Below are 18,645 nucleotides of genomic sequence, written 5' to 3'. Positions count from 1 at the left end.
GTTCGAGCAGCTCGGCGACGAGGCGCGATGCCGCCAGGCCCTGGCCGACGCCCTCGACGCACTGCCCGTACCGTCCCTGTCCGCTGCCGGCGACGCCGGCCACTGAATGCCGGAACCCGCGCCGGCCGCGTGCGGCCCGGCCGCTACCAGCCCAGCGCGAGGTGCAGCGGCAGGTACACCGCCATGCCGGCCAGCATGGTGCCCAGCACGCCGCCGCGCCAGAAGTACCAGGCGACGCCGACGGCCGCGGCATACAGCCGCGCGTCGCGCCAGGTGTCGATGAAATGGCCGCCCGTCATCAGGATCTCGGGCGCGATCACCGCCGCCAGCGCGGCCCCGGGCGCATAGTGCAGCGCCCGGTGGGCCCAGTCCGGCAGCGCCCAGGGCCGGTCGAGGATGAAGAAGAAGCAGCGCGTGAGCACCGTCACGCCGGCCAGGCCGACGATGACCAGGAGCGTCCAGGCGTCGGTCTGCTCCGCCGTCATACCTCGTCCTCCTGCGCCGGATCCAGCCCGAGCCGCTTCTCCAGCCAGAAGCACAGCAGCACCGCCACGCCGATCGCCACCACGATGTTGAGCTTCAGCGGCAGCGCGTAGGCGACCACCGCGGTGGCCGCGGCCACCAGCACCGCCAGGATGCGCAGCCGCGTGGTGGCCATCGAGCAGACGATCGCCACCAGGCTGAGCACGCCGGCGAAGCCCAGCCCCCAGTGGGTGGGAATGAAGTTCGCCAGTGCGATGCCGGTGAGGCTGAGCAGCATCCAGGCGAGCCAGGTGACGGCGTAGCCGCCGGTGAGGTAGGCCTCCTGCGCGTCGAGCCCGGCGGGCGTATCGGCGGGCCGCGGAAAGCGCCGGGTGAACATCACGTAGCTCAGGTCGGCCGTCAGGTAGCCGTGCAGCAGGCGCCGCCAGCGCGGCATGTGCAGCAGGTAGGGCCGCAGGTGCAGGCTGAACACGACGAAGCGCAGGTTGACGCAGAAGCCGGTGGCCAGGATGACCCAGGCCGGCGCGCCGGCGACCAGCAGCGGCAGCGCGGCAAGCTGCGAACTGCCCGCGTACACCAGCAGCGTCATCGCGACGGACTCGAAGACGCTCAGGCCCGACTTGAGCATCGCCACGCCGGTCATCAGCCCCCAGGCGCCGATGCCCAGGGCCACCGGCGCCATGGTGCGCCAGCCCTCGCGGAAGGCCGGCCGCCGGCGGATGGCGGAGGAAAGGAACATCAGCCGAACACCTGGCCCGGCTTGACGTCGAAGCCTCGCAGGAAGTCCGCCGCGCCCAGGCGCCGGCCGCCGGCGCGCTGCAGTTCGGTGAGGGTGACCACGCCGCCGCCGGCCGCCACCTCGATGCCGGCCGGCCCGGCGGCCAGCACGGTGCCGGGGCGCTCCTCCACCACGGCGGCGCGCGCGCCGGCGGCCCAGAGCTTGAGCACCTCGCCGTCCAGTTCGGTGCTGGCGCCGGGGAAGGGATCGAAGGCGCGGATGCGGCGCACGATGGCGGCGCCGTCCTGCGCCCAGTCGATGCGCGCCTCGGCCTTCTCGACCTTGGCGGCGTAGGTCACGCCCTCGGCAGGCTGGGGCACGGGCCGCAGGCGCCCGGCTTCGACGTCGCGCAGGGCCCGGACGATGAGCCTTCCGCCCAGCGCGGCCAGGCGGTCGTGCAGGCGGGCGGTGCTGTCGTCGCCGATGTCCAGCGCTTCGGCCAGCAGCATGTCGCCGGTGTCCAGGCCGGCGTCCATCTGCATGATGGTCACGCCGGTGGTCGCGTCGCCGGCCTCGATGGCGCGGTGGATGGGCGCCGCGCCGCGCCAGCGGGGCAGCAGGCTGGCGTGGATGTTCAGACACCCGAGCCGTGGCAAGTCCAGCACCCACTGCGGCAGGATCAGGCCGTAGGCGGCGACCACCATGGCATCGGCGCCGGCCGCTTCCAGAGCCGCGCGCGCCGCGGCGGCGTCATCGGGGTACTTGCCGTCCAGACGCAGGCTGCGAGGCTGCGCGACGGGCCAGCTGCGTTCCAGCGCCAGTGCCTTGACCGGCGAGGGCTGCAGCTTCATGCCGCGGCCGGCGGGCCGGTCGGGCTGGGTGAGCACCAGGGCGATGTCGAAGCCGGCGGCATCCAGCGCCGCCAGGGCGACGCGCGCGAACTCGGGCGTGCCCGCGAAGACGATCCTCACGGGGCCTTTCAGTTGCGGCCGGGCGACGGCGGCACGAAGCGCAGGTCGTCCCCGGTGTGGTAGCGGCGCACCACGCCCTGTGGGTCGATGTAGATGAAGAGCAGGCGCGGCGAATTGAGCTGCAGGTAGCGCCACTGCCAGACGTCGCCCTGGAAGGAAAAGACGCGGGTGACCTGCTCGGGCGGCCCGAAGGTGCGCAGCACGTCGGGCACGCGCCATGCGTCCACGCGGATCTCGCGGTCGAACCAGGCATCGCTCATGACCGACGAGACGGCCACGACCCTGCCCGTGGCATCGAGGTCGACGTTGTTCACGTCGAAGCCGGCCGGCTGGCGCGAGTACTGCAGGCGCTCGCCGCCGCCCGCCAGCGGGTAGGTGGCGGTGGGCGCGCCCAGGCGCTGCAGGGCCTCGGCGCGGCTCACGCCCAGGGGCAGGCGGGTGGGCTCGCTGGCGCAGCCGGCCAAGAGGCCCGCCGCCAGCGCCGCGGCAGCCAGGAAAAGCCTCTTCTTCATGCGCGCTGCCTTTCGCGGGGCTCGGTGCGCTGGTCCTCGCGCTGCTGCTTCAGCAGCTTGGTCCTGATGCGGTTGCGCTTGAGCGGCGACAGGTACTCGACGAAGACCTTGCCGCGCAGGTGATCCAGCTCGTGCTGGATGCACACGGCCAGCAGGCCCTCGGCCTCGATCTCGCGCTCGGCGCCGTGCTCGTCCAGGGCGCGCACCCGGACGGCGGTGGCGCGCTCCACCCCGTCGTAGATGCCGGGCACCGACAGGCAGCCCTCCTCGTTGACCACCGTCTCGTCGCTGGCCCAGGTGATCTCGGCGTTGATCAGCACCAGGGGCTGGTTGCGCTCCTCGGAGACGTCGATCACCACCACCCGCTCGTGCACATCCACCTGCGTGGCCGCCAGGCCGATGCCGTTGGCGTGGTACATGGTCTCGATCATGTCCGCCACCAGGGTGCGGACGCGCTCGTCCACCGCCGCCACGGGCTTGGCGACCGTGTGAAGGCGGGGGTCGGGGTAGCTCAGAATGGTTCGCAGGGCCATGAATCGGGCAAAAGTTGTCGCTATTTTCGTCATTTCCGCAACCCGGCGCCCCGAAGTGACGCGATTGCCGTTGCCGTGCGGTGGGCTTGGGCGCAAAATTCGTTGCAAATTGTGAGTATTTGTTCACCTCCCAAGGCGCATGGCGCTGCGAAGGTGGGCAACCATTCGTCCATGAAGAACACCCGCCTCAGCCCTCGCCCGCATCCCAACGCCCTCGCGCTGGCCGCCGCGCTCCTCGCCGCGGCCGCAGCGGGCCCGGCCGGCGCGCAGAACTACCCCATCACGCCGCAGCAGCGGGCCATCGCCCAGCAGACGGCGCAGCAGGGCGTGCCGCTGTCGGAGCTGGCGCCCAATGCGCCGGACGAGTACACGGTGCGGCGCGGCGACACGCTGTGGGCGATCTCGCGGATGTACCTGAGGAGCCCCTGGCGCTGGCCGGAGCTGTGGGGCATGAACCTCTCGGACATCGCCAACCCGCACCGCATCTACCCGGGGCAGGTGCTGTACCTCGACAAGACCGGCGGCCGCGCCCGCCTGTCGACGCGCCGGGGCGGCAGCGGCGGCACGGTCAAGCTCTCGCCGCGCACGCGCTACGAGTCGGCGTCCGACCTGTCGCTGCCGACGCTGAACCCCTCGCTGATCGAGCCCTTCCTCACCGAGCCGGAGGTGGTGGACGACGAGAGCGTGCTCTCGCGCGCGCCGCGCATCGTGGCCGGCAACGAGGACCGCGTGCTGCTCTCGCGCGGCGACCGCGCCTACGCCCGCGGCGAGCCGGACGCGCCGCTGGCGATGCCGCCCGGCCCCAGCCAGCAGCTGCGCGTGTTCCGCAACGCCACGCCGCTGAAGGACCCGGGCACGGGCGAGATCCTCGGCTACGAGGGCCAATACCTGGGCAAGGTCCGGCTGGAGCGCGGCGAGTCCACCGAGACGCAGATGAAGGACGGCAAGGAGCTCACGGCCGTCGTGCCGGCCACGGTGGACGTGGTGTCGGCGCGCGAGGAGATCCGCGCCGGCGACCGCCTGCTGCCCGAGCCGCCGCGCCAGCTGGTCAGCTACGTGCCCCGCGCGCCCGCGCAGACGATCGAGGGCGGGCGCATCATCTCCGTCTACGGCAACGCGGTGAGCTACGCCAGCCAGAACCAGGTGGTGGCGATCAACAAGGGCCGCAACGACGGCATGGAAAGCGGCCACGTGCTGGCCATCCTGAAGAACGGCGAAACCATCGTCGACAAGACCAGCGGCACCCGCGAGACGCTCAAGCTGCCCAACGAGCGCATCGGCCTGCTGATGGTGTTCCGCACCTTCTCGCGCGTGTCCTACGCGCTGGTGCTCGAGATCAACGACACGCCCCGCGCCGGCGACCTGCTGGCCAATCCCTGAGAAGGTGTAGGCACCGCTACAGTCGCGCGGGATGGAGCGCGATGAACTGGCCGGCTGGCTGCGCCTGACGCTCACGCCCGGCGTGGGCGACGGCCAGGCGCGGCGCCTGCTCGCGGCCTTCGGCCTGCCCGATGCCGTCTTCGCCCAGGGCGGGCCGGCCCTGGAACAGTTGTGCGGCGCGGCGCGTGCCCGGGCCCTGCGCGAGCCGCCCGAGGGCTTCGATGCGGCGCTGGACGCCGCATGGCGCTGGCTCGAAGAGACGCCGGAGGACAGCGCCGAGCGCCGCATCCTGACGCTGGCCGACGACGACTATCCCCAGGCCCTGTTGCAGACGGCCGACCCGCCGCTGCTGCTGTACACGCTGGGCGCGCGCGGGGTGCGCCTGCGCGACCTCGGGCCGCAGGCCCTGGCCGTGGTCGGCAGCCGCAACCCGACGCCGCAGGGCGCCATCGACGCGCGCCTGTTCGCGCGGGCGCTGGCCGACGCCGGGCTGTGCGTGGTGTCGGGCCTGGCGCTGGGCATCGACGGCGCCGCGCACGAAGGCGCGCTGGAAGCGGCGGGGGCCGCGCCGCCCGTCACCGTGGCGGTGGTCGGCACCGGGCTGGACCGCGTCTACCCCGCACGCCACCGCGATCTGGCGCACCGCATCGCCGGGCGCGGCGTCATCCTCAGCGAGTTCCCGCTCGGCACGCCGCCGCTGACGCCCAACTTTCCCCGGCGCAACCGGCTGATCGCCGGGCTGTCGCGCGGCACCCTGGTGGTCGAGGCGGCGCTGGCCTCCGGTTCGCTCATCACCGCGCGCCTGGCGGTGGAACAGGGCCGGGAGGTCTTCGCCATTCCGGGCTCGATCCACTCGCCGCAGTCGCGCGGCTGCCACGCCCTCATCCGGCAGGGCGCCAAGCTGGTGGAGTCGGTGCAGGACATCCTGGAAGAACTGCGGCCCGGCGCCGGCCGCGCCCCGGCCGCGGAGGCGCCCGCCGCCCTGCCGCGGGACGGCGACGCCCTGCTGGACGCCCTGGGCCACGACCCGGCGAGCCTGGACGCGCTGGCCGCCCGCACCGGCCTGGATGCGGCCACGCTGCAGGCGCGGCTGCTGGAGCTGGAGCTGGACGGCCATGTCGGCCGCCTGCCCGGCGGCCTGTTCCAGCGTTTGGCGAGCGCCTGACCGGAGCGCTCAGCTCAGCAGGCGCTCGGGGTTGGCATCCAGCTTGGCCAGCGCCTCCCGCGTGGCGCGCACGGTGAGCGTCTCTTCCTCGGCCGGCACCAGCAGGCCGGCCTGCAGGTAGGCCGCCAGGCGCCCGGCCTGGATGAGGAACTTGCGCCCGTCCGGCGCCGCGAACAGGTGCAGGTGCTTGCGCTCGCTGCGCCAGACGAACTGCACCTGGCTGGCGCGGCCGTTGTGGTCGAGCATGAACCAGTTGCCCACCTGCAGCTCGTGCGCCCAGGCCAGCATGTCCTCGGTCACCTTGGCGCCGGTGTTGGCCACCACCTCGATCGAATCCGCGTCCACGCCCAACAGCAGCTCGACGCTGCCGGTGTCCATCGGCAGCTCGGTGCCGTTGTCGTCCTGGACGACCTCCTCCAGGTTGGCCAGGCGCGAGGCCATGGCCTCGATCTGCGCCGACGGGATGGCCGCCGTCTTGGACATGAAGGCGTCCGACAGCGTCTTGCCGATGGTCTTGATGTGCTCCTCCTGCGGCGCGCCGGTCACGCCCAGCAGCTCCATGCCCTGGCGCAGCCGCTGCAGCAGCTTGGGCAGCTCCTGGATGACGCGGGCGCGGTCGCTGCGGTTGGGCTTGGCGCTGGCGGCCCACACCAGTTCGGAGGCGACGCGCTTGAGCGTGGCGGTCTGCTCGTCCTGCCCGCCGTACTTGAGCGCGGCCAGCGCCAGCACCTCGGCCCACACCTTGAACAGGAACTCCCGGATCTCGTCGCGCACCGGCATGTCGTTGAGCATCTTGCGCAGCTCGATGGTGTACTGGATCGCCATCGTCTCCTTCTGCTCGACCTGCTGCGCCACGCTCATCAGCTTCTTGGTGGCGTCGCCCTGCGTGAGGTACTTGTTGAGGAAGGCGACGAATTCGTCGTACACCAGCTTGAAGACGCGCTGGCCGGTTTCCGGGTACTGCTCGATGACCTGCACCACGCGGCGGATCTCGCCCTCCAGCGCGCTGCCCGAGATGGCAGCGGCGTCGAAGCCCATCACCACCGAGCCCATGCGGTCGATCAGCATGCGCGCCGGGTGCTGCAGGGTGCCGAAGAATTCGGGCTCGGCGATGGCCACGCGCAGCACCGGCATCTGCAGCCGCGCGAACCACACGCGCGCCGAGAAGGGGATGCGCTCCTCGGCCAGGATGGCCTGGAACATCAGCGCGACGATCTCGACGGTGGCCTTGTCCGCCGTGGTCGGCGCCTGGCGCTTGAGTTCGTTGGAGCGGCGGCGCAGCTCGGCCGCGCTGCGCTGCACCGCGGCGGCGCCGCCGGCCACGTCGGTGCCCACCACGTAGACCGAACTGCCGGCCTGGTAGGCCGCGCCCGCGTCCGCGATGGCGGCCATGAAGGCGGGCGAGGCGGCGCCGGCCGCCGCCCCTCCCCCGCCACCGGCCCCGCCCAGGGCCGGCGCGGTCGCGCCGAAGACGGCCTCCCCCGCGCCGCCCATGGCGGCACCGACGAAGCGCCGCAGGCTGAGCAGCACGCCCTGCGCCCGCTGGCGGGCCATCGCCAGCGGCGAAGCGCCCTGGCCGGCGGCCGCCGCGTCGGAGCCCAGCCCCGGCGGCGCCAGCGGGCCCGAGGGCCGCACGCCGATGGCCGCGGGCGCGAAGCCGGCCATGCCGGGCGGGATCTCGTGCGCCGCACCGCCCTGCGCGCGCCAGTGGGCGGCCGCCGCCGTGCTGGCGGTCATGGACATCGAGCCCGTGGCCGGCGTGCCGGCGAAGCTGCCGCCCAGCGGCACCGGGCCCGACGGCCCGCCCGGCCCGGGCCGGCGCACCAGGCGCTTGAGATCGATCTCCGGCATCACGCCGTGCTCGATGAGGAAGGCGTTGGCGTCCTTGTAGGCGCGCAGCGCGGCCTCGCCCAGTTGCGCGTGCAGCAGGCTCTGCACCTGCGTCCACAGCTGGCGGCTCATGCCGGCGGCCAGCCATTGCTCGACCAGCAGCTTGGCCAGGAACTCGGGCTTGAGCACGTCCCGGCCGTCCAGATCGGCCCTGCCCTCAAGGTGCTGGATGCGCAGGCGCAGGTCGTTGAGCTCGAAGTTGGCCTTGTCCTGCAGCGCCAGCGCCAGGCGCGAGGACAGGATGTTGTTCTCCACCACCTCGTCGCCCACCAGTTCCAGGCGCAGCGAATGCATGGTCGAGGCGCCGGCGGCGTTGCCCGCGCCCAGGGCCTTGCGCCACTGCGCGCGCGCCAGCGAGACCCAGCCCGACTCGGCGCCGCGGTAGGCGACCAGGTTGTCGCGGTGCTCCTGCATCTCGCGGGCCGTCGCCACCTCGTTGGCCAGCGTCACCAGCCGGTCCCGGACGGCCTGCGCGGCCGTCACGATGGCCGCGTCCATGGCACCCACGAAACGCTCGCGCGTCTGCTGGGCGAGCTTCCGGGCGGACTCGGAGGGTGGCGCTGTGCTCATGTATGGGGAGGGTGCGGACAAAAATGGTAACGCACCGCAGCCTATCGTGACACCCAAGCCGTCACGGCCGGTGCGCCATCACGGCGAAAAGGCCCGCAAGCGGGCCTTTTCCGACGGTGTTCAGACCACCGCGCCGGCGTTCGGATCGTCCGGGTCGCGGCCCGGCTTGCCGCCGCCCTTGACCAGGTCCTCGCGCTTGACCCCCAGCCACATGGCGATGGAGGCGGCCACGAAGCAGGAGGAATAGATGCCGAAGCAGATGCCGATGGTCAGCGCCAGCGCGAAGTAGTGCAGCGTCGGGCCGCCGAAGAAGAACATCGACAGCACCACCAGCTGGGTGGAGCCGTGGGTGATGATGGTGCGGCTGATGGTGGAGGTGATGGCGTAGTTCATCACCTCGGGCGTGGACAGCTTGCGCTGGCGCCGGAAGGTCTCGCGCACCCGGTCGAAGATGACGACCGACTCGTTGACCGAGTAGCCCAGCACCGCCAGCACCGCCGCCAGCACCGCCAGCGAGAACTCCCACTGGAAGAAGGCGAAGAAGCCCAGGATGATGACCACGTCGTGCAGGTTGGCGATGACGGTGGACAGGGCGAACTTCCACTCGAAGCGGAAGGCCAGGTAGACCATGATGCCCACCACCACCATCGCCAGCGCCTTCAGGCCGTTGGTGGTCAGTTCGTCGCCGACCTGCGGGCCGACGAACTCCAGGCCGCGCCGCTCCACGGCGGGGTCCTCGGCCTTGAGCGCGTCCATCACCTGGTCGCTCTGCTGCTGCGAGGTCAGGCCCTGGCGCACGGGCAGGCGGATCTGGATGTCGCGCGGGCTGCCGTAGGCCTGCACCAGCACGTCCTGATAGCCCAGGCCGCTGACGACCTCGCGCACCTTGCCCACGTCCTTGGGCTGGGTGTAGGCGACCTCCATCACGGTGCCGCCGGTGAACTCCACCGACAGGTGCAGCCCGCGGTGGAACAGGAAGAACACCGCCAGGATGAAGGTGATGATCGAGATCGCGTTCAGCACCAGCGCGTGGCGCATGAACGGGATGGTGCGGTGGATGCGGAAGAACTCCATGCGGCCGCTCCTTTACTTCGCGTCGGCCGGCAGGGCCGTGTCGGTGTCGGGCTTCCAGACCGTGCCGATGGACACCGCCTTGAGCTTCTTCTTGCGCCCGTACCAGAGGTTGACCAGCCCGCGCGAGAAGAACACGGCGGAGAACATGGAGGTGACGATGCCGATGCAGTGCACCACCGCGAAGCCGCGGATCGGCCCCGAGCCGAAGGCCAGCAGCGCCAGGCCGGCGATCAGCGTGGTGACGTTGGAGTCCAGGATGGTGTTCCAGGCGCGGTCGTAGCCGGCGTGGATGGCCGCCTGCGGCGAGGCGCCGGCGCGCAGCTCCTCGCGCACCCGCTCGTTGATCAGCACGTTGGAGTCGATGGCCACACCGATCGCCAGCGCCATGGCCGCGATGCCGGGCAGCGTGAGCGTGGCCTGCAGCAGCGACAGGATGGCCACCAGCAGCAGCAGGTTGACGGCCAGCGCGATCGACGAGAACACGCCGAACAGGGCGTAGTACGCGCACATGAAGGCCATGATCGCCAGGAAGCCGTAGGCGACGCTCTTGAAGCCCTTGTCGATGTTGTCGGCGCCCAGGCTGGGGCCGATGGTGCGCTCCTGGATGATCTCCATCGGCGCGGCCAGCGAGCCGGCGCGCAGCAGCAGCGCCAGGTCGTTGGCCTCGGTGATGCCCATCGCGCCCGAGATGGAGAAGCGCGTGCCCAGCTCGCCGCGGATGGTCGCCACCGAGATCGCCTCGCCCTTGCCCTTCTCGAACAGGATGATGGCCATGCCCTTGTTCATGTTCTCGCGGCTGACGTCGCGCATGATGCGCCCGCCCTTGGCGTCCATGTTCAGCGTGACGCTGGGCTCCTGCTTCTGCGAATCGAAGCCGGCCTGCGCGTCGGTGAGGTTCTCGCCGGTGGTCAGCACCTGCTTCTTCACGATCACCGGAATGGGCTTGCCCGACGCGTCCAGGCTGCGGGTCGGGAATTTCTCGGAGCCGAAGGGCACGGGGCCGTTGCCCAGCGCGGCCGCGCGGCCTTCCGGGCTCTCGTCCACCAGGCGCATCTCCAGCGTGGCGGTGCGGCCCAGGATGTCCTTGGCCTTGGCCGTGTCCTGCACGCCGGGCAGCTGCACGACGATGCGGTCCAGGCCCTGCTGCTGGATCACCGGCTCGGCCACGCCCAGCTCGTTGATGCGGTTGTGCAGCGTGGTGATGTTCTGCTTGAGGGCCTGGTCCTGCAGCCGGCGCGCGGCCTCCGGCTTGATGGAGATGGCGAGCTTCCAGTTGTTGCCGTCCTGGCTCTCCACCGCCGTCAGGTCGGGGAACTGGTCGGTGATGACGTTCTTCGCCGCGTCCTTGGCGGCGGCGTCGCGGAAGCGCGCGTCCAGCTCCTGCCCGTTGCGGGTGATGGCGCTGCCGCGGATGCTCTTGTCGCGGAAGGCGGTGCGCAGGTCGCCGGCGAAGGTCTCGGCGCGCTTGTCCAGCGCGCCCTTCATGTCCACCTGCAGCACGAAGTCCACCCCGCCGCGCAGGTCCAGGCCCAGGTACATGGGGAAGGCGTGCAGCGCCGTGAGCCACGCCGGCGAGCGCGACAGCAGGTTCAGCGCCACGGTGTAGGGCGGGTCGGACGGGTCCGGCACCAGCGCGCGCTGCAGCACGTCGCGCGCCTTGAGCTGGTCGTCGGTGGTGACGAAGCGGGCCCGCACCGAGCTGGCGTCCAGCGTCACCAGGTCGGGGGCGACGCCGGCGTCCTTGAGCACCTGCTCCACGCGCGCCTGGGTCGAGGCGTCGACCTTCACGATGGACTTGGCCGACGACACCTGCACCGCGGGCGCCTCGCCGAAGAAGTTGGGCAGGGCGTAGATCAGCCCCAGGAGCAGCACGATCCCCATGATCGCGTACTTCCAGACCGGATAGCGGTTCATCGCTGGTTACCTGAAGAATTGCGGCGGCGAACTTCGTTCAGAAGGCCGCGGAGCAGGCCATGCGGGAACACGCGCGGAACCGGCTTTGCCGGGCCGCTGCGTGTGCCCCCTTGCAGGGGGTTGCCGGAGCGGAACCCTTCGGCAGGCTCAGGGCAGGCCAAGGTCCGCGCAGGCTGGGGGTGATCACTTATATGAACCCTTGGGCAGCACCTGCACGACGGCGCTGCGCTGCACCTTCACCTCGACGCCGTTGGCGATCTCCAGCGTCAGGAACTGGTCGCCCAGCGCGCTGATGCGGCCGAGCACGCCGCCGGCGGTGGCCACCTCGTCGCCCTTGGCCAGGGCTTCGAGCATGGCGCGGGTCTCTTTCTGGCGCTTCATCTGCGGGCGGATCATGATGAAGTACAGCACCACGAACATCAGCAGCAGCGGCAGCATGCTGGCGAGCGAGGACATCATGTCGCCGCCACCGGCGGCGGGGGCGGTCTGGGCGTAGGCGGTGGAAATGAACACGGGGGTCTCCAGCGGGGGAAGGGAAGCAAGGACGAAAGCCGCGCGGACACGCGGATCCGCGCGGCCATCCGGGGGGCTCCCGGAACGGGCCGGCCGCCGGTGGCGGCCTCATGGCGCGGCGCGGGGCCGCGCAAAACCTTGCAATTGTATGCGTCGGCCCACGGCCCGGCGCCGGCTTACCCGGCGCGCCGGCCGGGGGATTGCGGCGCCCGGCGGGCTCAGGCGGCCGCGCGCGCCGGCGCGCCGCCCTGGCGCCAGCGGGCCATCAGGTCGGCCCAGCGGGTGCGCACCGCCGCCAGGTTGCGCTCCTTGACGTGTCCGTAGCCGCGGATCTGCTCCGGCAGCGCCGCGATCTCCAGCGCCAGCGCGTGGTTGTCGGCCGTGAGGCCGGCCAGCACCTCCTCGATGGCGGCGCGGTACTCGCCGATCAGCGCGCGCTCGGTGCGGCGCTCCTCGGTGCGGCCGAAGACGTCCAGCGCCGTGCCGCGCAGGCCCTTGAGCTTCGCCAGCAGGCGGAAGGCGGTGAGCATCGAGGGCCCGTACTGCTTCTTCACCAGCTCGCCCTTGGCGTTGCGCTTGGCGGTCAGCGGCGGCGCCAGGTGGTAGTTCAGCTTGAAGTCGCCCTCGAACATGCCGTTCACCTTCGCCAGGAAGGCCGGGTCGCTGTGCAGGCGCGCGACCTCGTACTCGTCCTTGTAGGCCATCAGCTTGAACAGGTAGCGCGCCACCGTCTCGGCCAGCGAGGTCTTGCCGAGCGCGGCCTCGGCCTGCTGCACCCGCTCGACGAAGGCGCGGTACTCGCCGGCATAGGCGGCGTCCTGGTAGCCGGTGAGGAATTCCGCGCGCCGCGCCACCAGCGACTCGACGGTGTCGCGCTTCTTGAACTCGATCACCTGGCCGGGGTTCAGCCGCTTCGCCATCTCGGCCGGGCGGTGCGCCGCCTGGCGGCCCCACTCGAAGGCGGCCTTGTTGGCCTCCACCGCCACCGCGTTGAGCTCGATGGCGCGCATCAGCGACGCATGCGACAGCGGAATCCAGCCCTTCTGCCAGGCGTAGCCCAGGATCATCGGGTTGACGTAGAGGGTGTCGCCCATGAGCTGCGTGGCGGCGGCATCGGCGTCGAAGACGCCCATGTGCGCTTCGCCCACGGCCTTGGCGATCTGCACCGCGCAGGCCTCCTGCGGGTTCTGCCAGTTGGCGTTCTTCACGAAGCCGGCCGTCGGCGCGCTGTGGCTGTTGAGCGCCACGTGGGTGCGGCCCTCGCGCATGCGCGCCAGCGTCTCGGCGTTGACGGTGACGATCGGGTCGCAGGCCAGGATCAGGTCGGCCGCCGCGGTGCCCACGCGGGTGGTGCGGATGTCGTTCTGCGTGTCGCCGATCAGCACGTGGCTCCAGGTGGCGCCGCCCTTCTGCGCCAGGCCGGCGGCGTCCTGGGTGACGATGCCCTTGCCCTCGATGTGCGCCGCCACGCCCAGCAACTGGCCGATGGTGATGACGCCGGTGCCGCCGACGCCGGCGACCACGATGCCCCACACCTGGCCGCCGTGCAGCGCGGGCAGCGCCGGCTCGGGCAGTTCGCCCAGCTCCGCCGGCGCCGCCGCCTTGGACTTGGCCTTCTTCTTGAGCTGCCCGCCTTCGACGGTGATGAAGCTGGGGCAGAAGCCCTTCAGGCAGCTCATGTCCTTGTTGCAGCTGCTCTGGTTGATGGTGCGCTTGCGGCCGAACTCGGTCTCCAGCGGCTCCACCGACAGGCAGTTGCTCTGCACGCTGCAGTCGCCGCAGCCCTCGCACACCAGCTCGTTGATGACGACCCGCTTGGCCGGGTCCACCATCGTGCCGCGCTTGCGGCGGCGGCGCTTTTCGGTGGCGCAGGTCTGGTCGTAGATGAGGACGGTGGTGCCGGGCGTCTCGCGCAGCTCGCGCTGCACCTCGTCCAGCTCGTTGCGGTGGCGCACGCACACCGGCTCGCCGCCGTAGCTGCCGGGAATCTTCGTGCCGTCGTACTTGCCCGGCTCGTCGGTCACGATGACCAGCTTCGCCACGCCCTCGGCATGCATGCTCTCGGCGATCTGCAGCACCGAGTGGCCCTCGGGCCGCTCGCCCACCTGCTGGCCGCCGGTCATGGCCACGGCGTCGTTGTAGAGGATCTTGTAGGTGATGTTCACGCCCGCCGCGATGCTCTGGCGGATGGCCAGCAGGCCGCTGTGGAAGTAGGTGCCGTCGCCCAGGTTGGCGAAGATGTGCTGCTCGGTGGTGAAGTGCGCCTGGCCGACCCAGGGCACGCCCTCGCCGCCCATCTGCGTGAAGCCGTAGGTGGCGCGGTCCATCCAGTTGGCCATGTAGTGGCAGCCGATGCCGGCCATCGCGCGCGAGCCCTCGGGCACCACGGTGCTGGTGTTGTGCGGGCAGCCGGAGCAGAACCACGGCACGCGGTCCGCGCCCTGCACCCCGCCGGCGTTGAGCACCTGCATCGAGCGCTCCTTGGCCTCCAGGATGGCCATCTGCGCATCGACGCGCGCCACCATGTCGGCGCCGCCGGACTCGAGCACGCCGGTCTTCTTCAGGCGCTTGACCAGCGCGCGGGCGATCAGCGCCGGGTTCAGGTCGGCGTTGGCGCGCAGCAGCGTGTTGGCCGTGGGGTTGGGCATGGACCATTCGCCGCCGGAGTGGTCCTCGCCCAGTTCGTCGAACTTGCCCAGCACGTTGGGCCGCACGTCGGCGCGCCAGTTGTACAGCTCCTCCTTGAGCTGGTACTCGATGACCTGGCGCTTTTCCTCGACCACCAGGATCTCCGACAGGCCCGTGGCGAACTCGCGCGTGAGCTGCGCCTCCAGCGGCCACACCACGCCCACCTTGTGCAGGCGGATGCCGAGCTGGCGGCAGGCGTCGTCGTCCAGGCCCAGGTCGTGCAGCGCCTGGCGCGTGTCGTTGTAGGCCTTGCCGCTGGCCATGATGCCGTAGCGGTCATGGGGCCCTTCGATCACGTTGTGGTTGAGCCGGTTGGCGCGGATGTAGGCCAGCGCGGCGTACCACTTGTAGTGCATCAGGCGCGCCTCCTGTTCCAGCGGCGCGTCGGGCCAGCGGATGTGCAGGCCGCCGGGCGGCATCTCGAAGTCCTCGGGCGTGACGATCTCCACGCGCTCCGGGTCGATCATCGCGGTGGCGCTCGACTCGACGATCTCCTGGATCGTCTTCATGCCCGACCACACGCCCGAGAAGCGGCTCATGGCGAAGGCGTGGATGCCCAGGTCGAGGATCTCCTGCACGTTGGCCGGGAAGAACACCGGCGTGCCGCAGGCCTTGAAGATGTGGTCGCTCTGGTGCGCGGCGGTGCTGCTCTTGGAGATGTGGTCGTCGCCCGCCACCGCGATGACGCCGCCCCAGGGCGTGGTGCCGGCCATGTTGGCGTGCTTGAAGACGTCGGAGCAGCGGTCCACGCCCGGGCCCTTGCCGTACCAGATGCCGAACACGCCGTCGAACTTCTGCCGGTCCTTCGGCGAGAAGCCCAGCATCTGCGTGCCCCACAGGGCCGTGGCCGCCAGCTCCTCGTTCACGCCGGGCTGGAAGACGATGTTCTGCGCCTTGAGGTACTTGCTGGCCTTCCACAGCGCCTGGTCGTAGCCGCCCAGGGGGGAGCCGCGGTATCCGCTGACAAAACCAGCGGTGTTTTTCCCCTGCTGCGCATCGCGCAGACGCTGCAGCATGGGCAACTTCACGAGGGCCTGTACGCCACTCATGAAGGCACGGCCGTAGTCGAGGCTGTACTTGTCGTCGAGGGTGACGGTCTCGAGGGCCTTGCGGATGTGTTCCGGCAGGGGGGCGTTCATCGTGGTGTCTCCAGGCTGTGCCTTGTGGGCGTGGCTGTATCGGCGGATCGGCGCTCGGGTGGAACGCCTCCCCGTCGCCATGATGCTTGCAAAGTGTATGACCGGAGCTGCGACAGGTGTTTGCTTTTGATGCCTCCAAAGGCCCTTTCAAAGAAACAACATTGCGACAATAAAGGCCCAATGGAAAAGATCGATAAGTATGACCTGACCATCCTGCAAGAACTGCAGGCCGACGCGCGCCTGACCAACGCCGAGCTGGCCAGCCGCGTGGGCCTGTCGGCCGCGCCGTGCTGGCGGCGCGTGCGGGCGCTGGAGGCGGCCGGCTACATCAAGGGCTATCACGCCGAGATCGACCGCCACAAGATCGGGCTGGGCGTGCTGGCCTTCGTGCGGGTGGACACCGAGCGCGTCACGCTCGACGCCACGCGCCGGCTGGAGGAGGCGATCCGCCAGATGCCCGAGGTGGTGAGCTGCCACTACATCAGCGGCACCGGCACCTTCGAGCTGCAGGTGGTGGCGCAGGACCTGGACGGCTTCTCGCGCTTCGCCCGCGAGCACCTGATGAACCTGCCCAACGTGAAGGACCTGCACACCAGCTTCTCGCTGGGCGAGGTCAAGGCCAGCCGGGCGCTGCCGCTGGGGCACCTGGAGCGCTGAGCGCGCCGGCGCCGCTCAGTCCAGGGTGTCGAAGAGCCGGAAGATCCACGACAGCTGGTAGGCCAGCGTGGCGGCGACGAACAGCGCATGGAAGCGCCGGCTGGCGGTGCGCGCCGCCACCAGGCACAGCACCACGAGGATCGGCGTGCGCACCAGGTACTCGCGGGCGAAGCGCGCGAAGTGCGCCTCGCCCTTCATGAAGGTGTCGACCACGTCCAGCAGGTAGGTGGCCGCCAGCAGCCCGAAGAACCAGGCGCGGCGCGTGTAGAAGTAGTCCTCGTAGCCCGCGTAGTCCTGCATGCTGTCGGGAAAGAGCAGCGCGCACAGCAGGAACAGCACGATCGCGTAGCCGATGACGAAGAGGTAGGTGCCGAAGGTCCAGACCTCGATCTGGTTGAGCCCGAACTGCCACCACCAGAAATGCACCAGCGCCAGCAGCACCGAGGCGACCCAGGCCAGGTGCACCGCATGCAGCCGGTACTGCCGCGGGTGCTGCACGATGCGCGCGACGCCCGAGAGCAGCCGCGTGACCCCCAGGCCGATGACCATGCCCATGACGACGCGCACATGGGCGAAGATGTCGTGGGCGGAAAGAACCTCGTGCTGCATGCGGTGGTGCGGTCCGGCCGGGGCCGTGGCGGGTCAGCGAAGTCGGCATTGTCTGCCCCCGGCGGACCGGCGGCCGATCCGCCGCGACAATCGCCTGCCGATGCCACCCATCACCCCCGAAGAATCGCCCCCCCTGTCGCCGCTCAAGCCCCGCCCCTCGCGCTGGGCCGCGCTGGAGCCGCTGAAGCTGCCGGTGTTCCGCATGCTGTGGAGCACCTGGCTCATGGCCAACGTCTGCATGTGGATGAACGACGTGGCGGCCGCCTGGATGATGACCACGCTGACCACCTCGCCGGTGTGGGTGGCGCTGGTGCAGTCGGCCTCCACGCTGCCGGTGTTCCTGCTGGGCCTGCCCAGCGGCGCGCTGGCCGACATGCTGGACCGCCGCCGCTGGCTGGTGGTGACCCAGTTCTGGCTGGCCGGCGCGGCGGTGGTGCTGTGCGCGGCCATCGCGCTGGACCTGATGACCGCGCCGCTGCTGCTGGTGCTGACCTTCGCCAACGGCATCGGCCTGGCGATGCGCTGGCCGGTGTTCTCGGCCATCGTGCCCGAGCTGGTGCCGCGCACGCAGCTCCCGGCGGCGCTGGGGCTGAACGGCATCGCGATGAACGCCTCGCGCATCATCGGCCCGCTGACCGCCGGCGTGCTGATCGCCAGCGCCGGCAGCGTGTGGGTGTTCGCACTCAACGCGGTGCTGTGCGTGGCCTCGGGCTTCGTGGTGCTGCGCTGGCGGCGCGAGCACCGGCCCCATCCGCTGGGGCGCGAGCGGCTGATCAGCGCGATGCGGGTGGGCGTGCAGTTCGTGCGGCAGTCGCCGCGCATGCGGGCGGTGCTCACGCGCATCGCGATCTTCTTCCTGCACTCCACCGCCCTGCTGGCGTTGCTGCCGCTGCTGGCACGCGGCCTGCAGGGCGGCGGCGCGGGCACCTTCACGCTGCTGCTGGCCTCGATGGGCGCCGGCGCCATCGGCGCCGTGCTGGTGATGCCGCGGCTGCGCCAGGCCTACGGGCGCGACCAGATGGTGATCCGCGGGGCCACGCTGCATTCGGCCGCGACGCTGGTGATGGCGGTGGCGCCCAACGCCTGGGTGGCGGTGCCGGCGATGTTCTTCGGCGGCGCGGCCTGGATCACCACGGCCAACTCGCTCTCGGTCTCGGCCCAGCTCGCGCTGCCGGACTGGGTGCGCGCGCGCGGCATGGCGATGTACCAGATGGCGATCATGGGCGCCAGCGCCTTCGGCGCCGCGCTGTGGGGCCAGGTGGCCGAGGTCAGCAGCATGCAGACCAGCCTGATGATCTCGGCCGTCAGCGGCGTCCTGGTCATGTGGCTGGCGATCCGCACGGTGACGGACCATGTGGGCGAGGACGACATGAGCCCGGCGCAGGCCGGCTGGCCGGCGCACCCGATGCCGGACGCGCCGGCCGAGAGCGGCCGCGTGCTGGTGACGGTGGAATACCTGATCGACCCGGCGCGCGCCGCCGCCTTCCACGTGGTGATGCAGCACACCCGCCGCGCGCGGCTGGGCGAGGGCGCCATCGGCTGGGAGCTGCTGCACGACGTGTCGCAGCCGGAGCGCTACGTGGAGCAGATCGTCGACGAGTCGTGGACGGAGCACCAGCGCCGCTACAGCCGGGCCACCGCCGCCGACCTGGCGCTGCGCGAGCGCCGGCTGGCCTTCCACCAGGGCGAGGTGCCGCCGGTGGTGAAGCGCTACGTCATCACGCGCTAGCTTCGCCTCACGCCGCAGCGAGGGCGGCCGGGCGTCCCGCGCATGACTGCAGGATCCGCTGCGCGTCGAACGGCCCGGCATCGGCCGCGTCGGTCCAGGC

Annotated in this window: 15 protein-coding genes; 4 read left to right on the top strand and 11 right to left on the bottom strand. The window is 71.0% G+C overall.

What is annotated here, in order from left to right; all coding sequences use genetic code 11:
• Window positions 1-143: 143 nt before the first annotated feature.
• Genes ACIY1X_RS14865 through def form a run of 5 tightly spaced genes read right to left on the bottom strand, consistent with a single transcriptional unit; the run spans window position 144 to window position 3,217 of the window.
• A complete protein-coding gene (locus ACIY1X_RS14865; RefSeq protein WP_399681749.1) occupies window positions 144-485 on the bottom strand; it encodes an AzlD domain-containing protein in 342 nt (113 codons plus the stop codon).
• Window positions 482-1,222 carry an AzlC family ABC transporter permease gene (locus tag ACIY1X_RS14860; protein ID WP_399681747.1) on the bottom strand — a complete coding sequence of 247 codons (741 nt, stop codon included), beginning with the start codon at window positions 1,220-1,222 and terminating at the stop codon, window positions 482-484. The genes ACIY1X_RS14865 and ACIY1X_RS14860 overlap by 4 nt, the downstream gene beginning before the upstream one ends.
• Entirely contained in the window at window positions 1,222-2,172 is a 951-nt protein-coding gene (gene fmt / locus ACIY1X_RS14855) for a methionyl-tRNA formyltransferase (RefSeq protein ID WP_399681744.1), read from the bottom strand. The genes ACIY1X_RS14860 and fmt overlap by 1 nt, the downstream gene beginning before the upstream one ends.
• An 8-nt stretch (window positions 2,173-2,180) precedes the next feature.
• Complete coding sequence (locus ACIY1X_RS14850; RefSeq protein ID WP_399681742.1) at window positions 2,181-2,684, bottom strand: hypothetical protein; 504 nt, start codon at window positions 2,682-2,684, stop codon at window positions 2,181-2,183.
• Window positions 2,681-3,217 (bottom strand): peptide deformylase, encoded by a 537-nt coding sequence (def, locus tag ACIY1X_RS14845; RefSeq protein ID WP_399681739.1) that lies wholly within the window; start codon window positions 3,215-3,217, stop codon window positions 2,681-2,683. Before def ends, ACIY1X_RS14850 begins: the two co-directional genes overlap by 4 nt.
• Before the next feature lie 171 nt (window positions 3,218-3,388).
• On the opposite strand from def, the gene ACIY1X_RS14840 reads away from it, so the two are divergent.
• On the top strand, window positions 3,389-4,597 hold the full coding sequence (locus ACIY1X_RS14840; RefSeq protein WP_399681736.1) for a LysM peptidoglycan-binding domain-containing protein: 1,209 nt from the start codon (window positions 3,389-3,391) through the stop codon (window positions 4,595-4,597).
• A gap of 31 nt (window positions 4,598-4,628) precedes the next feature.
• Entirely contained in the window at window positions 4,629-5,762 is a 1,134-nt protein-coding gene (gene dprA, locus ACIY1X_RS14835; protein WP_399681733.1) for a DNA-processing protein DprA, read from the top strand.
• Window positions 5,763-5,771: 9 nt separating this feature from the next.
• On the opposite strand, the gene ACIY1X_RS14830 is transcribed toward dprA, so the two are convergent.
• From ACIY1X_RS14830 to ACIY1X_RS14810, 5 genes are all read right to left on the bottom strand, one after another.
• Window positions 5,772-8,222: a DUF1631 family protein gene (locus ACIY1X_RS14830; RefSeq protein ID WP_399681730.1), complete on the bottom strand. Its 2,451-nt coding sequence runs from the start codon at window positions 8,220-8,222 to the stop codon at window positions 5,772-5,774.
• A gap of 120 nt (window positions 8,223-8,342) precedes the next feature.
• Entirely contained in the window at window positions 8,343-9,296 is a 954-nt protein-coding gene (secF, locus tag ACIY1X_RS14825) for a protein translocase subunit SecF (RefSeq protein ID WP_399681727.1), read from the bottom strand.
• A 12-nt stretch (window positions 9,297-9,308) separates the two neighbouring features.
• A complete protein-coding gene (gene secD / locus ACIY1X_RS14820; protein WP_399681724.1) occupies window positions 9,309-11,210 on the bottom strand; it encodes a protein translocase subunit SecD in 1,902 nt (633 codons plus the stop codon).
• Window positions 11,211-11,393: 183 nt separating this feature from the next.
• Window positions 11,394-11,723, bottom strand: a complete 330-nt coding sequence (yajC, locus tag ACIY1X_RS14815) for a preprotein translocase subunit YajC (protein ID WP_038202237.1) — start codon at window positions 11,721-11,723, stop codon at window positions 11,394-11,396.
• 218 nt (window positions 11,724-11,941) lie between these two features.
• Complete coding sequence (locus ACIY1X_RS14810; protein WP_399681722.1) at window positions 11,942-15,550, bottom strand: indolepyruvate ferredoxin oxidoreductase family protein; 3,609 nt, start codon at window positions 15,548-15,550, stop codon at window positions 11,942-11,944.
• 180 nt (window positions 15,551-15,730) lie between these two features.
• Between ACIY1X_RS14810 and ACIY1X_RS14805 the strand changes: the two genes are divergently transcribed.
• Window positions 15,731-16,207, top strand: coding sequence for an Lrp/AsnC family transcriptional regulator (locus tag ACIY1X_RS14805; RefSeq protein ID WP_038202243.1), 477 nt, complete (start codon window positions 15,731-15,733; stop codon window positions 16,205-16,207).
• 15 nt (window positions 16,208-16,222) lie between these two features.
• On the opposite strand, the gene ACIY1X_RS14800 is transcribed toward ACIY1X_RS14805, so the two are convergent.
• Complete coding sequence (locus ACIY1X_RS14800; protein WP_399681721.1) at window positions 16,223-16,816, bottom strand: hypothetical protein; 594 nt, start codon at window positions 16,814-16,816, stop codon at window positions 16,223-16,225.
• Window positions 16,817-16,916: 100 nt separating this feature from the next.
• On the opposite strand from ACIY1X_RS14800, the gene ACIY1X_RS14795 reads away from it, so the two are divergent.
• Window positions 16,917-18,545 carry an MFS transporter gene (locus ACIY1X_RS14795; RefSeq protein WP_399681718.1) on the top strand — a complete coding sequence of 543 codons (1,629 nt, stop codon included), beginning with the start codon at window positions 16,917-16,919 and terminating at the stop codon, window positions 18,543-18,545.
• Window positions 18,546-18,645: the final 100 nt, after the last annotated feature.

It is taken from the genome of Xenophilus sp., assembly GCF_044462705.1.
GTDB lineage: Bacteria > Pseudomonadota > Gammaproteobacteria > Burkholderiales > Burkholderiaceae_C > Xenophilus > Xenophilus azovorans.
This window is presented reverse-complemented; position numbering and strand designations above follow the sequence as displayed.